This window comes from Bacillota bacterium, assembly GCA_013177945.1.
Taxonomy (GTDB): domain Bacteria; phylum Bacillota; class DSM-12270; order Thermacetogeniales; family Thermacetogeniaceae; genus Ch130.
Genome location: JABLXW010000007.1, coordinates 1 through 13865, shown reverse-complemented (window position 1 = coordinate 13865; position 13865 = coordinate 1). Strand labels below are relative to the sequence as shown.

Sequence of the window (13865 nt, the reverse complement as noted above, 5' to 3'; positions counted from 1 at the left end):
AGAGTGGTTCTCTTGTCGCTTCTGAAAAGGCTTCAGGAACAGAGGTCTGTTTCTCAGGAGACGGGGCGTGCTCCCGGGGGAAACAGGCGGCCGGGGGCGCGCCGCGACCCCCTCTGGGATTTGAAGTTTGCCCTGCACCAGAGGGTAGTTGAGGAGCTTGAGGAGGAGCTGCGGCCCGTGAAAGCCGGTGAGGAGGGAGACCGGGAGCGCGCTGCAGCCCTGGTCGAGGAAGTCATCCAGGCCTTCCTTGCGGAGAAAGGGCTTGCTTTGAGCCGCGCCGAACAGCAGCGTCTCCTAAGGGAGCTGCTGGACGAAGTCTTTGAGCTGGGCCCCATCACTCCGCTCTTGCAGGACCCTTCTGTTTCCGAAGTGATGGTTAACGGCCCCTACCAGGTATACGTCGAAAGGGGCGGGAAGCTGGAAAAAACGGAGATCCAGTTCCGGGACGACGCCCACGTCCTGCACGTCATCGAAAAAATCGTCGCTCCTCTCGGGCGGCGCATCGACGAGGCCTCCCCGATGGTGGATGCCCGGCTTCCCGACGGTTCCCGGGTGAATGCCATCATTCCCCCCCTCGCCCTCAACGGCCCGACCCTGACCATCAGAAAGTTCAGCAAGGACCCCTTTCAGGTCGGGGACCTCGTTCGCTTCGGAACCATGACCGTTGAGATGGCGAAATTTCTTGAAGCGTGCGTGAAGGCCCGTTTGAACATCATCGTTTCCGGAGGAACCGGCTCCGGGAAAACGACCACCCTGAACGTTCTCTCGTCCTTTATCCCCGAGGAGGAGCGGATCATTACGATTGAAGACGCGGCGGAACTCCAGCTGCACCAGGAGCACTGGGTGCGCCTGGAAACCCGCCCTCCCAACATCGAGGGAAAGGGCGCGGTGACGATGCGGGATCTTGTCCGGAACGCTCTCCGGATGCGCCCGGACCGGATTGTGGTCGGGGAGGTCCGGAGCGGCGAGGCTCTGGATATGCTCCAGGCCATGAATACAGGGCATGACGGGTCTCTCACCACCGCCCATGCCAACTCTCCCCGGGATCTTCTCGCCCGGCTTGAGACGATGGTCCTGATGGCGGGGATGGATCTCCCGGTGCGGGCGATCCGGGAGCAGATTGCTGCAGCCCTCGATCTGGTCGTCCACCAGAGCCGGCTTCGGGACGGGAGCCGGAGGATCACCCATCTCACCGAGGTGCAGGGAATGGAGGGGGACACCATCGTGCTCCAGGACCTCTTTGTCTTTGTCCAGACCGGAGTTGAGGCGCGGGGGCGGGTATCGGGGTACTTCCGGAGCACCGGGATCAGACCGAAGTTTTTGAGCAAGCTCCAGGCGGCGGGGATCCAGCTGGCGGATGAAATCTTCCGCGGCCCGCTTTTGTAGGCTTCAGGGGGTGTGATCGAAGTGCTCCTGAAGGTGTTTTTTGTCCTGGTTTTTGGGGCGACAGCCCTTCTGGTTTTGGGGCTGGTGGATTTTTTTACGGGCGGACGGCAGCTGGTCCAGGAGCGGCTCTTTCGCTACGTTTCGCAAAAGGGGGAGGATGAGTCCCGCGCCGGGAAAAAAGCGCTCGGCCGCGCCCTCCTGCGGCAGGGGGGAAGGTTTTTTGCCTCCTTGAAGTTCAGCGATAAGGTGGAGGCAAAGCTTGCCCGCGCCTCTCTGCCCCTGCGGGGGGAAGAGTTTCTCTTTCTCAATCTCCTGCTTGCGGTGGGGGTCCCTTTCCTCCTGTGGCTTTTTACGAACAATCCCGGTCTGGCTGTGCTGGGCGGGGTGTTTGCGCTCCTTGCGCCCTGGTTGTACCTGGAGCGCGCCCGGCAGAGGCGGCTGCATCTTTTCAACAACCAGCTGGCCGATGCCCTCGTCGTGATGACCAACTCCCTGCGGGCCGGCTACAGCTTCCTCCAGGCCATGGAAACGGTCGCCAGGGAAATGCCCCCTCCCCTTGCGGAGGAGTTCGGCCGCGCCTTTCGGGAGATGCAGCTGGGGACAGCCGCCGAGGCCGCCCTCAGCAATTTATCCCGACGGGTGGGAAGCGAAGACCTCGACCTGATCGTCGTGGCGCTCCTGATCCAGCGCCAGATCGGGGGGAATCTCGCCGAAATTCTGGACAACATCGCCGAAACCATCCGGGAACGGATCCGCATTAAAGGGGAAATCAAGACCCTCACCGCCCAGGGGAGGATTTCGGGGCTGATCATCGGTCTTTTGCCGGTTGCGCTGCTGGCCCTTCTTTTCCTCATCAACCCGCTCTACGTCGGGGTTCTTTTCACCGAGCCCTTAGGCCTTATTCTCCTGGGCGGGGCTGCCCTTGGGGAAATCCTGGGTGTGCTCCTGATCCGCCGGATAGTGGACATTCGCGTTTGAAATCAGGGGAGTCGAGATCGTGGAATCCCTGTTTTACCTTACTCTTGGGTTAATCTTTTTAAGTGTTTATCTGGCCCTGGTAGGCATCCACGCCTTTGTTTTCCGGAACCAGATCCTTGTGGGAGAGCGGCTCGCACAGCTCAGGGAGGGCAAAAAGAGGGAGAGCCTCCTGCGGGAGGAGCTGCGGCAGCCGCTTCTGGTGCGGCTTGGAAAACCGGCCTGGGATCGGCTGGCGCAGGCCTTTGCCAGGCGGATGAGCGCCGAAAAGCGGCACCACTTCCAGCGGCGCCTGCAGGCGGCGGGCAGTCCCGGCGGGCTGGGCCCGGGCGAGTTCCGCCTGGTCCAGTACTTCCTTGCCCTCGGCCTCGGCGCCGCCGCGGCCGGTGCGGGGCGGCTGCTTGGTGCCGGCGGATGGGGGATCTGCCTGCTTCTTCTGGCAGGCGCCCTTCTGGGAGCCTTTTTCCCCGAACTTTACCTTGCACTTCGCATTAAAGAGAGGCGCGCTGCGGTGGTGCGCAGCCTTCCCGATGTGCTGGATCTCCTCACCGTGAGCGTGGAGGCAGGTTTGAGCTTCGAGATCGCCCTGGTTAAAGTTACGGAAAGGTTTCGGGGGGTTTTAGCCGAAGAGTTCGGGCGCGTCCTTCAGGAGATGAAACTTGGGAAGCCCCGGCGCGAGGCTCTCAAGGATATGGCGGACCGGGTTGGGGCGGAGGACCTGATGGCTTTCGTAGGGGCCCTGACCCAGGCCGACCAGCTGGGTGTGAGCATCGGAAATGTCCTCCGCTTGCAGGCGGGGCAAATGCGCCGCAAGCGGCGCCAGCGGGCCGAGGAGCAGGCGATACAGGCCCCGGTCAAAATGCTCCTTCCCCTTGTTTTCTTCATCTTTCCCGCTCTTTTCGTCGTTCTGCTCGGCCCCGCCCTGATTCAGATCATGAGGCATCTTTAACCTCCGGGCCGGAAGGCTTTCCGGTTTTCTCAAAAAGGGGTGAGAGGATGGAGGTATACAATATCACCCGCCAGGTTGTCCTGGCGCGGGAGGTTCAGGTTGCCTTCTCCTTCTGGAGGCGCTTGAAGGGGCTGCTGGGGGAGCGCAGCCTCCCTGTAGGGAAGGGCCTCCTCCTGAAGCCGTGTAATGCAATCCATTCCTGGTTTATGTCTTTCCCCATCGATGTGGTTTTCTTAAGCGAGGAACTGGTGATCGTCCACACCATCGAGGCGATGCCCCCCTTCCGGTTCAGCCCCATCATCCGGGAGGCGCGTGCGGTGCTGGAGCTTCCTGCAGGGATCATCCGCTGGAGCGAAAGCCGGGTGGGCGACCGCCTCGCCTTGCGCACCTGCTTTTCCTGACCTTTGTTTCAGCCGCCGCGCAAATTCCTTCCGGTCTTTGGTTCTGCGCCGGTGTGGAGCGGCGGCCCTTCGCTCTCCGGAATTGTCCTGGCGGAATTTAAAGTTGCTCCAGAGCGGCAGCCTTGAATTTTTCTGCACGGAAGAGGCAGGTATTTTCCGGGCAAGGTTGAAGGATAAAAAAGGAGTTTGTCAGGCTGGGGAAGGGAGCGAAGGCTGATGGAACCAAGGGATGAAGTAAGGGATGAGAAAGGGAAGAAAGGTGCCTCCTTTGCCGGCGGTGTACGGGACGCCCTTCCGATCGTCCTCGGGTATCTCCCCCTGGGGCTGGCCTTCGGGGGGCTTGCCCGGATGGCCGGGTTGACCGCAGGCATGGCGGGTTTGATGTCCCTTCTGATTTATTCCGGTTCCGGTCAGTTTATTTTGGTGGCCCTGCTTGCGGCTGGGAGCGGAACCCTCGCGATGATCGCCTCCGTCCTTCTCGTCAACCTCCGCTATCTGCTGCTGAGCGCCTCTTTCGCCGCCTACACCCGGAGGCTGCCCGGATGGTTTCTCGCTTTGATTTCCGCGGAGATCACCGATGAGAGCTACGCTGTGAGCGTTTCCCGCTTCACCAGGGAAGAGCCGGCCGTTTCCTATCTTTGCGGCCTTTTCCCCACGGCCCACCTTGCCTGGATTGCCGGGTCCTGCGCGGGGGCCTTTTTGGGCGGGATGCTCCGGAACATTGACAGATGGGGGCTTGATTTTGCCCTTCCGGCGATGTTCATCTGCCTGCTGGTCTGGCAGGTGACAGACCGCCTGAAGCTGGCTGTCGGCCTCCTGGCGATCGCCCTGTTTCTCGTGCTGAATTTTATTTCCTTCAGTTCCTGGAACATCATCCTGGCTGCGCTGCTTGCCGCCGCCGGGGGGGTTGTTTTGGAAAAATGGAGCAGAAAGCAATCTGGGTCGTCCTGGTGATCGCGGGGCTGAACTACCTCCTCCGGGTCCTTCCAGTGGCAGTCCTGAAAAAAAAGAAACTGCCCGGAACCCTGGAGAGGTTCCTGGATTTCACCCCCTGCGCGGTGATGGCGGTAATGGTTGCTGCGGGAGTCTTCGCCTCCGGAGAGAGGCTGGATTTCTCCTTGAAAAACGTCTATCTCTGGGCCTCTCTTCCAACCCTGGCTGCCGCCCTGAAAACGAAGAGCCTGGGCTGGACGCTTCTGGTGGGAATGTTGAGCACGGCCCTGTTCCGTCTTTTCTTTTAGCAGACAACAGGGTCCGGGGAAAATGTGGTAAAATAAAGAGAAGTGTTCTGGCAGCGGGTGACCCGGGGCCGCTGCATCCGGAGGTGAGGGAGTGGGGCTGTTTTCTTTATACCTGGCTGAGGGGGCAGGGGAAAGACTCATTTTCCTTTCTCCGGAGCCGGCTTTTGATTTCGCTTACCTGCGCAGGAGCCGGGGCTACAGGAGCTTCGCCTGTTTGGGCGCCCCTCTCCCGGCAGGGATTGCCGCCTGCATCCTCCTGGACCTCCGGAAAGGCTTGCAGGAAGGCGGCAGGCTCCCTTTCAGATGGGAGCAGCTTCGAAAACGGCTCCTGCGCGCCCTGGGGCCGTATGCTTACCGCTCCGCAAAAAACTTCGCCGAGAGCCTTCCTTCATCCCTTAAGCTTTTTTCCGAGTCTTCCGGGCGCGGTGAGGGGAGTTCGCTTTCCCTTCCTGCAGGAGACGAGCTTGATGAGGTGGAGAGGCTGCTTGCGGGGCGCCTGCTCCGGAGGAGCGAAATTGCCCGCCTCCTCGGCCGGGGCGCAGGAGCCCGGAGCAGTCACCTGGCCAGGATCCTGCAGGCGCTCTCCCTTGCCGGAAGAGTTTTTCTGCTTCCTGCCCTCCTCCCCTTAAAGGGGAGCCTCGTCCGCTGCCAGCGCTGCGGCTGGGAGGGGATTCCCCGGCCGGGCCTCTGCCGGAAATGCGGCAGCACGGAGTGCGCCGTCTGCCCGGAATGTTTGATCATGGGAGGGGTAAGCCTCTGCGAGTTCCTCTATACAGGAGGAAGGCCGCAGGCGTCAATTCCGGGCCCGGGGCTGCCGGCCCGGGCCGCGGCCCGGCTTGCGCCGGTTGCCAGGCTTTTGTTTCCCGGGGCGGCAGCACATCTTCAGGGCGAGGAAGGGAGGGAGAGAATTTTCTGCCCTCCCCTCCTCTTCCGGCTCCCGGGCTCTGCCCCGGAAAACCGTGCACCCGGGGCCGGGGAGCCCTGCAGAAGCGCGGAGCCGCCCGGGAGGGGAGGAAGGGGACAGGGGTTGCGCTTCCGGATGGAGCTGGAGCTGACCCCTCCGCAGGAGGCCGCCGCCCATGCTCTTCTGGAGCTGGGAAGGCAGGAGAACTCCGGCCGCGCCTGTCTGGTCTGGGCGGCCTGCGGGGCCGGAAAAACAGAGGTTTCTTTTCCGCTGATCGGGGAGGCCCTTGCAGGCGGGAAGAAGGTGCTTTTTGCCGCCCCCCGGCGGGATGTGGTGCTGGAGGTGGCGCCCCGCCTGGCGCGGGCCTTCGGGAGCGGGGAGGTGGTCGCCCTTTACGGTGGGAGCGGGAACTGGGGGAGGGATGCTTCCCTGGTTGTCGCAACAACCCACCAGACGCTCCGGTTCGACCGGAGCTTTGACCTGGTGATCCTCGACGAAGGGGATGCCTTTCCTTATCCTGGCAGCAGGATGCTTCGCTTTGGGGTGGCCCGGGCGCGCCGCCCCGGAGGGAAGCTGGTTTACCTCACGGCAACACCTGACAGATCGCTGCTGGCAGGGGCGCGCCGGGGACTGGTCGATGTAATTAAGATTCCCGCCCGGCCGCACGGCTTTCCTCTCCCGGAACCCCGTTTTTTAAGGCTCCGGCCGCTCCGAACCGTCCGCGGGGGATGCGTCCTGCACGGGGATCTCCTTGCTTTGATTAAAGAGGCCGTGGCGGGGCGGCGCGTCCAGGTTTTTCTCTTCGTTCCCACCGTGGAAATGACGGAGGCCGTCGGGAGGGCATTGCGCGCCGCAGCAGGAAAGCCTCCGCTGGAGGATTTCTCTCCTGCCTGGATCGAGTGGAGCCACGCCGGGGACCCCGCCCGTTTGCTGAAGCGGGAGCGTTTTTTTGCCGGAGAGTTCCCCGTTTTGGTAACCACAACCATCATGGAGCGCGGTGTCACCGTGCCGCGGGTTCACGTCTTCGTTTTGAACGCGGATCACGTGGTTTTCGATGCGCCCACCCTCGTTCAGATCGCCGGGCGCTGCGGGCGGAGCCCTGACTATCCTGGCGGCGAAGTCTGGTTTGCGGCTCCCCGGGTCACCCGGGAGATGGAGGAGGCCCTGGCTCAGATCCGGGCTTTCAACACCGAGGCCCTGCGCGCCGGTTATTTGCGCCCTGACTATCCCGCCGTCCTGCAGGAGATTCTAAGGAGAGAGGCAGAAAGCCGTGGTCTTTGGGGAAATCGTTAACACCATTCAGGACCTCATTTTTCCAGCCGGATCCCTTTGCCCCCTGTGCGGGCGGCCCGGGGATCCCGGGCAGTTGTGCCCTGCCTGTTTGAGAGCCTGGGCAGAGCTGGGGCGGGGAATGGAAATTTGCCCTCACTGCGGCCGCTTCGGGAATTTTTCCTCCGGGGCGGGGCTCTGTCCGGAGTGTGAGGGAGAGCGCCCCCCCTTTGTTCTTGCGCGCGGCGTCGCACCCTACGCGGGGCCTGTCAGGGATGCCCTGCACCTTTTTAAATTTGCGGGAAAAAGGGAGCTGGCAGCCCCCCTCGGTGCTTTGATGGCCGCGCTTACGGCAGATCACTTTCCCTGCCGCCTCTTTGCAGGAGCGGTTCCGGTGCCCCTCCACCCCAGCCGGGAAAAGGAGCGCCGCTTCAACCAGGCCGCCCTCCTTGCGGCGGCGGTGGCGCGGGAGCTGCGGCTCCCCCTGGTTGATCGGGCTCTGCTCCGGGGCAGGGAGACGCCCAGCCAGACCTCCCTCTCCCGGGCCGGGCGCCGGGTGAACCTGGCCGGGGCCTTTCTGCCAGGCGAGGATGCCCCCCGCCTCCGGGGGAAAACGGTGCTCCTGGTGGATGATGTTTACACCACCGGTGCCACCGCTGCAGAGTGCTGCCATACCCTGTTGGAGGCCGGGGTTTCCTCCGTCTACGTGGTGACCCTTGCCACGGCTGCAATCAAGGAACAAGGCCGGCAGGAGGAAAGCTGAAGTGAGAAGGTGGTGGATTTTAGCCAGCATTGCCTTTGGAACTTTCATTTCGGTGGTCAACAACAGCATCGTCAATGTTGCTCTCCCTACCATCTCGCGGGTGATGGGCCTCGACCTCAAGGTTTTGCAGTGGGTGATCCTCGTTTTTCTTCTCACGGTTTCGGCGACCCTGCTGGTGGCGGGGCGGCTTGCAGATCTGGTGGGAAGAAAGCGGATCTACACCGGCGGTTTCCTGGTTCTGATCAGCGGCTCCCTGATTTGTGGTCTTGCCCCCGGGTTTTTCATTTTGCTGGTGGGCCGCGTCATTCAGGCCTTCGGGGCGGCAATGCCGATGGCCAACGGGATGGCGATCACCGCGGCCACCTTCCCTCCGGAGGAAAGGGGCCGGGCGCTGGGTATCGTGGGAAGCGTGGTGGCGATCGGCGCCCTTTTGGGGCCCGTGCTGGGGGGATTTCTGGTTGATATCCTTGGGTGGCGCTGGGTTTTTCTGATCAACCTTCCGCTGGGCACCCTGGCCTTTTTTACCGCTCTCGGGCTGCTGCCGCAGGACCGCCCGGCCCGCCGGGGGGAGGGGTTCGACTACCCCGGCGCCCTCCTTTTTGCCGGGGCGATTATCATGCTCCTGCTCGGCCTTTCCGGTGCCGGGACGCCCCCTGTCCGCTGGGGCCTGTTCCTGGCGGGTGTGATTGTTGCCGCAACTTTTATCTGGTGGGAAAGGAGGCAGCCCCATCCGCTCCTGGATTTGGAGCTGTTTCGCCTTCCCCTCTTCAGCACCTCCCTTGCTGCGGCCTTTCTGTCTTTTTTATCCATGTCGGGAATGATGCTGCTCACCCCCTTTTACCTGGAGGAGGTGCTGGGGTATCCCCCCTATCAGGTCGGCCTCTTGATGAGCCCGTACCCCCTGATGATGGCGGCTGTCGCCCCGGTGAGCGGCTGGCTTTCCGACCGCTGGGGCCCCGTAGGGCTGACAACAGGAGGGCTTTTCCTTAACATTCTCGCCCTCCTCTCGCTCAGCTTTATGGGAGAGAGGGCCTCATATCTGGAAATTGCCCTGCGCCTTGTCGTCCTTGGCGTGGGGATGGGGATGTTCCAGTCTCCGAACAACAGCACCGTAATGGGCTCGGTCCCCTTTCAGAAGCTCGGTGTGGCAGGAGGAATGAACGCCCTTGTTCGCAATATCGGGATGACCGTTGGGACCGCGGTCGTTGTCATGTTGTTTTCCACTATCCGGCAGCTGTACCTGAAGGGAGTTGGGCATCCTGCGCCGGGAGAGCAGGTGGCGGCCTTCCTCGAGGGGTGGCAGGCGGTCTTTCTCTTTTCGGCAGGAATGGCAGCCCTCGCGGCGGTGTTTTCGGTCGTGAGGGCGCGTCTGCTGCCAAAACTTCCAGGCGATCAGGAGGTTTTTGAGTGATGCCCTTTATTTTTTTCGTATTTTTAGTTCCCCTTCTGCTCCTGCTCCTCTTTTTTAACGTGGCGACCCTTTCCTTCGCGCGCCTCGGGCTTTCTCCGGAGGGGGCGGTGCTTTTTCTGACAGCTTCTGTGCTGGGAAGCCTGATCAACATTCCCCTCTCCCGGCGCCGCACGATCCTCCGGGAGCGTGTGCTCCCCTTCCCCCTTCTTTTCTTCTACTACCCGCCTGTGGTTCAGGAGCAGGTGATCTGCTTCAACGTCGGGGGAGCGGGTCTCCCCGTGCTCTTTTCCCTTTACCTCCTCCTGACCAGGGCCCCTCTCCTTCCCACCTTGCTGGCCCTGGTGGTCGTGGCGCTGGCGGCAAAGCTGATGGCCCGGCCGCAGCCCGGGGTCGGGATCGTGATGCCTGCCTTCGTTCCTCCCCTCGTTGCGGCGGCAGCGGCCCTCCTTCTCGCACCTCCGGGGCAGACCGCACCTGTTGCCTACGTGGCGGGAACGATGGGCACCCTGATTGGCGCCGACCTTTTGAACTGGAGGGCGATTCAGAATTTGGGGGCGCAGATGGTGAGCATCGGGGGAGCAGGGATTTTCGACGGAATCTTTTTGGTGGGAATCATCGCTGCCTTTCTCGGCTAGCTGCCGGCTGCGCGGGCCGGGAAGCCTTTTCTCGCCCTACCTGCGAAAGGAGGAGTCGGCCGGCCTCCCCGGGTGCCGGAAAGCCGCCCGGGCTGAGCTTAAAATTTACGCTCTGCCGGGGTGGAAGCAAAAGCGAAGCGTTCGATTTTTTTGGTATAATAAGCAGCAGGAAGGCAAAAGCAGGAAGGGAGAAGATAATGCCTGCATTTCAGGTGCTGGATGAGAGCGGCTGGCGCCTGTGCTCCTGTACTTTCTGCTCAAAACTGGCACGGTTAGCATTAAGTACATTCTGGAAAAGGCTCCTCGCGGGTTTTTGTTGAAGGAAGAGGTTTCCTCTGGTATACTGGAAGTAGGTCTGCAACCCTTTCCTGGGGAGAGAGTTTCCGGTTTTCTTCAGAATGACAGCAGTGGGGTGGGGGTGAGGAGGAAGTGGAATTGCGCAACTGCCCCGAGTGCGGCAAGGTGTTCGCATTTGTCACGCGCAATCTCTGTCCGGACTGTCTTGAAAAGGAGGAAATCTCTTTTCAAAGGGTGGAAAAATACCTGGAAGAAAACCCCGGGGCTACGGTTTTGGAGGTGAGCAGGGCTACAGGAGTTTCAGAGCAGAAGATTGTTTCTTTTCTTCGGGAGGGAAGGCTGATTCCGGCCGGACAGCCGCTGCTGGAATGCGAGCGCTGCCGCAAGCCGATTTCCAGCGGCCGTTTCTGCCCGGAGTGCCGGGCCGCTTTAAGCAGTTCTTTGAAGGATGTGAGCCATCTGGAGGGCCGGCAGCCAGGCCAGGCTGAGGAGAGGCCCCTGGTCCGGCGCCAGGAGCAGGAGGCGCGGGAAAAGGTCAGGATGCACACGGCAGATCGGTACCGGAAAACGCGCCGCTAGCCCGGGTTAAAAAAGCCGGTTGCGCGGGAAAGAACGAGAAAAAGGCAATTTTTTTTCCTCAAGGGGCAATTGACGGGAACGAGAAGATTCAAGGCGCAGGTCTTTTTGATCGAAAAATAAATAGAGAAGCCTTGAGGAAAAAAGCATGCTGTTTCACCTGGAACTGGGCCGGCAGGTCTGGAAAGAACAGGAGCTATGGGAGAAGAAAGCACCGGCATTTAAGTTGAGAGCCGCGCCCGCTCGGGAGACCCGAAAGGGGCATATCAAAAGGAGTTCGGGAAAATTTAAGCAGAAGAATGAGAGCAGGCCTCTTTTAGAAGCATGGGGGAGTACGGGGGGCTTTAATCCCCAGGAGGAGGAGCCGCCGTGATCGTTTCAAGTCAGCAGATCCAGATGGTTCTCCGGTTGTACGGAGTTCGCCAGGCCAGGGGCGCCGAAGAGCAGCGCGCCTCCGGTGAGGTGCAGGTAAAGCGCCAGGAGGGAGGGGACCGGGCCGAACTCTCAGAAGAAGCACTTTTCTACAGGCGCGCCCTGGAGGCTGCCCGAAAAGCGCCTGAGGTGAGGGAGGAGCGGATCCAGCGAATTAAAGAAGCGCTGGAAAGCGGTGCCTACGCGGTTCCTGCCGAAGTCGTGGCGGAAAAGATGCTCGGAAGGTTTCTGATCGACTACCTGGTATAGCTGCTCCCGGGGGCGCGATAGCCCGGGAGTCCGAAATTAAAAAAGGTTTTGACTGCGCGGGGGGTTGGAAGATGGCCCGAAAAAAGAATAGAGAGGCCGGGGCGGCGCCCTATTATTCCGAGTCCCAGAGTTTGCCGGAGCCCTGGAAAGAGGAACTGACCGCCCGGCTTTTTCGTCAAGAGCAGCTTTACTTGAAGCTGCTGGAGCTGGCGCGGGAAAAACGCCAGGTTCTCCTGGCAGGACCGGTAGGTGAAGCCCAGCTCAGCGCCCTGGAAGCTATTTTAAGAGAGGAAACGGTATTGCTTGCCGAGGCGAGGACGCTGGAAGAGACCCGGTACTCCCTTTACGAGCGGCTGGCGCGGGAGTTCGAGCTTCCGGAAGATCCCGCCGCTTCCTTGGAGCCGGACCTCATGAAGCAGGTGCACGGCCGGCTCAGCCGCTACCTTCCTGATCTGACGGATCGTTATGCCTCCCTCCATGCGATCCTGGAGGAGCTGCGGCGTTTGAACCGGGAGAACGGAGAGATTCTCGAGCGCTTTCAGCGCTACGTGGATTTTTCCCTCAACCTCCTGATGAGGAGCGCCGAAGCCGGGACCTACCGGGAGGCGGGGAACAAAAAGGGTGCCGTAAAAAAGGTAACCTCTCCACAGAGCCGGCTGGTCCGCCAGGTCTAAAAAAAGGGGGCAGAAGAGCGCCCCGTTTTCTTGCAGCTTGCGGGAGCTTTGCTCTAAGTGCTTGAGGTAAATGATCCAGGGAGGGATCTTCTTGCGCTCGACTTTTTTCGGTCTCGAGATCGGGCGGCGCGGCCTGCAGGCCCAGCAGCGCGCCCTGGATGTAACGGGCCACAATGTGGCCAATGCCAATACGCCCGGGTTCACGCGCCAGGAGGCGGTTCTCACGACCACGACTCCTTTTCCCGTTCCCGCCCTGAACCGGCCCTGGGGAGCGGCCCAGGTGGGAACAGGTGTTGAGATTTCCGAAATCCGCCGCCTGCGCGACCAGTTTCTGGACCTCCAGGTGCGCCACGAAAACAAGACGCTTGGGTACTGGGAAGCGCGGCGGGACGCCCTCCGCAAGGTGGAGGTGATTTTAAACGAGCCCTCCGACAGCGGCCTGCGTGCCGTTTTCGAGCAGTTCTGGCAGGCGCTGGAGGAGTTGAGCAAGAACCCGGAGAGCCTGGCGGCGCGCTCGGTGGTCCGCCAGCGGGGGATGGCTCTTGCGGAGACCTTCAACCACATGGACCGCCAGCTCTGGGAGCTGCAGGAGGACCTCAACAGCGCGGTGGAAGTGAAGGTGAAAGAGATCAACTCCCTGGGGAGCCAGATTGCCGCTTTGAACCAGCAGATCCTCAAGATCGAGGTCACGGGGGCGCGGGCGAACGACCTGCGGGACAAGCGAGACGTTTTGCTGGACCAGCTGGCGAAGCTGGTCAACTTCCAGGCGCATGAGGACGACAGGGGATTGGTTAACATAAATATCGGGGGGCGCCCCCTCGTGCAGGGGGAAGAGTTTTACGGGCTCAAGACCGAGTCCGACCCGAACAACGACGGCTTCCTGAAGGTCCTCTGGGAGGCCGACGGCCAGCCTGTTCAGATTGAAGCCGGCACCCTGCGCGGCCTGATCGAGATGCGCGACAGCTTCGTCCGGGAAGTCCAAATGAAATTAGATAATCTGGCAAGGGCTCTTGTGACCGAAGTTAATAGTATTCACAAGAATGGTTATAACCTGAACGGCATCAATAACGTGAATTTTTTCGACCCTGCGGGAGTAACTGCAGCTATGATTGCGGTGGATGACAAGATCGAGGCCGATCTAAATAATATTGCTGCTGCTTCGCCAAATTCAACCCCTCCTCCTGATTACTATGAAGGAGATGGCAGCAACGCGCTGAAGCTCGCCCAGCTGAAGCAGAAGCCGATTGATGGTCTTGGTGGTACCACCTTTGAGGATTACCTGCGGTCGGCCGTCGGGCAGCTGGGGGTGGCCGCCCAGGAGGCGAACCGGATGGTGGAGAACCAGGAGCTGCTCGTCTCCCAGCTTGAGAACAACCGCCAGGCGGTCTCCGGCGTCTCCCTCGACGAGGAGATGGTGAACATGATCCGGTTCCAGCACGCTTACAACGCCGCGGCGCGGGTGATCACGACGATGGACGAAATGCTGGACCTCATCATCAGCCGGATGGGGCTTGTCGGCCGCTGATTCCCCGGATGCCTCCGTGATTCAGGCGGCTCTTTTCGGCCGCATTTCATGCACCGGCGCAAAAAACTCAGGCATCGAGAAGTTCGATCTGGTTGAGATACTTCTCCTGTTCCGCTTCACCGGGGAGGAGGGCGAGGTTGTGCCGCGCCACCGCAAGCGCGGCCTTTTTGCTTCCCTC

Annotated in this window: 14 protein-coding genes; all 14 read left to right on the top strand. The window is 61.2% G+C overall.

What is annotated here, in order from left to right; translation table 11 throughout:
- Nucleotides 1-12 precede the first annotated feature (12 nt).
- The 14 genes from HPY58_04480 (at nt 13) to flgK (ending at nt 13687) form a co-directional block, all read left to right on the top strand.
- On the top strand, nt 13-1386 hold the full coding sequence (locus HPY58_04480; GenBank protein NPV28908.1) for a CpaF family protein: 1374 nt from the start codon (nt 13-15) through the stop codon (nt 1384-1386).
- A 12-nt stretch (nt 1387-1398) separates the two neighbouring features.
- On the top strand, nt 1399-2364 hold the full coding sequence (locus HPY58_04475; protein ID NPV28907.1) for a secretion system protein: 966 nt from the start codon (nt 1399-1401) through the stop codon (nt 2362-2364).
- Nucleotides 2365-2617: 253 nt separating this feature from the next.
- Entirely contained in the window at nt 2618-3310 is a 693-nt protein-coding gene (locus HPY58_04470; GenBank protein ID NPV28906.1) for a type II secretion system F family protein, read from the top strand.
- Between the two features lie 47 nt (nt 3311-3357).
- Nucleotides 3358-3711: a DUF192 domain-containing protein gene (locus HPY58_04465; protein ID NPV28905.1), complete on the top strand. Its 354-nt coding sequence runs from the start codon at nt 3358-3360 to the stop codon at nt 3709-3711.
- Nucleotides 3712-3927: 216 nt separating this feature from the next.
- Nucleotides 3928-4665: an AzlC family ABC transporter permease gene (locus HPY58_04460; protein NPV28904.1), complete on the top strand. Its 738-nt coding sequence runs from the start codon at nt 3928-3930 to the stop codon at nt 4663-4665.
- Nucleotides 4632-4952, top strand: coding sequence for an AzlD domain-containing protein (locus tag HPY58_04455; protein NPV28903.1), 321 nt, complete (start codon nt 4632-4634; stop codon nt 4950-4952). The genes HPY58_04460 and HPY58_04455 overlap by 34 nt, the downstream gene beginning before the upstream one ends.
- Before the next feature lie 91 nt (nt 4953-5043).
- A complete protein-coding gene (locus HPY58_04450) occupies nt 5044-7149 on the top strand; it encodes a DEAD/DEAH box helicase family protein (GenBank protein NPV28902.1) in 2106 nt (701 codons plus the stop codon).
- Nucleotides 7127-7888 carry a ComF family protein gene (locus HPY58_04445; protein NPV28901.1) on the top strand — a complete coding sequence of 254 codons (762 nt, stop codon included), beginning with the start codon at nt 7127-7129 and terminating at the stop codon, nt 7886-7888. Before HPY58_04450 ends, HPY58_04445 begins: the two co-directional genes overlap by 23 nt.
- Nucleotide 7889: 1 nt before the next feature.
- The gene (locus tag HPY58_04440) at nt 7890-9299 is read left to right on the top strand and encodes an MFS transporter (GenBank protein ID NPV28900.1); all 1410 of its coding nucleotides are present in this window, start codon (nt 7890-7892) and stop codon (nt 9297-9299) included.
- Entirely contained in the window at nt 9299-9934 is a 636-nt protein-coding gene (locus HPY58_04435; protein ID NPV28899.1) for a DUF1614 domain-containing protein, read from the top strand. Before HPY58_04440 ends, HPY58_04435 begins: the two co-directional genes overlap by 1 nt.
- A 435-nt stretch (nt 9935-10369) precedes the next feature.
- Nucleotides 10370-10810, top strand: coding sequence for a MerR family transcriptional regulator (locus HPY58_04430; protein ID NPV28898.1), 441 nt, complete (start codon nt 10370-10372; stop codon nt 10808-10810).
- Nucleotides 10811-11176: 366 nt separating this feature from the next.
- A complete protein-coding gene (gene flgM, locus HPY58_04425) occupies nt 11177-11488 on the top strand; it encodes a flagellar biosynthesis anti-sigma factor FlgM (protein NPV28897.1) in 312 nt (103 codons plus the stop codon).
- A 71-nt stretch (nt 11489-11559) separates the two neighbouring features.
- The gene (locus tag HPY58_04420) at nt 11560-12162 is read left to right on the top strand and encodes a flagellar protein FlgN (GenBank protein NPV28896.1); all 603 of its coding nucleotides are present in this window, start codon (nt 11560-11562) and stop codon (nt 12160-12162) included.
- A gap of 91 nt (nt 12163-12253) precedes the next feature.
- Nucleotides 12254-13687, top strand: coding sequence for a flagellar hook-associated protein FlgK (gene flgK / locus HPY58_04415; protein ID NPV28895.1), 1434 nt, complete (start codon nt 12254-12256; stop codon nt 13685-13687).
- Nucleotides 13688-13865: the final 178 nt, after the last annotated feature.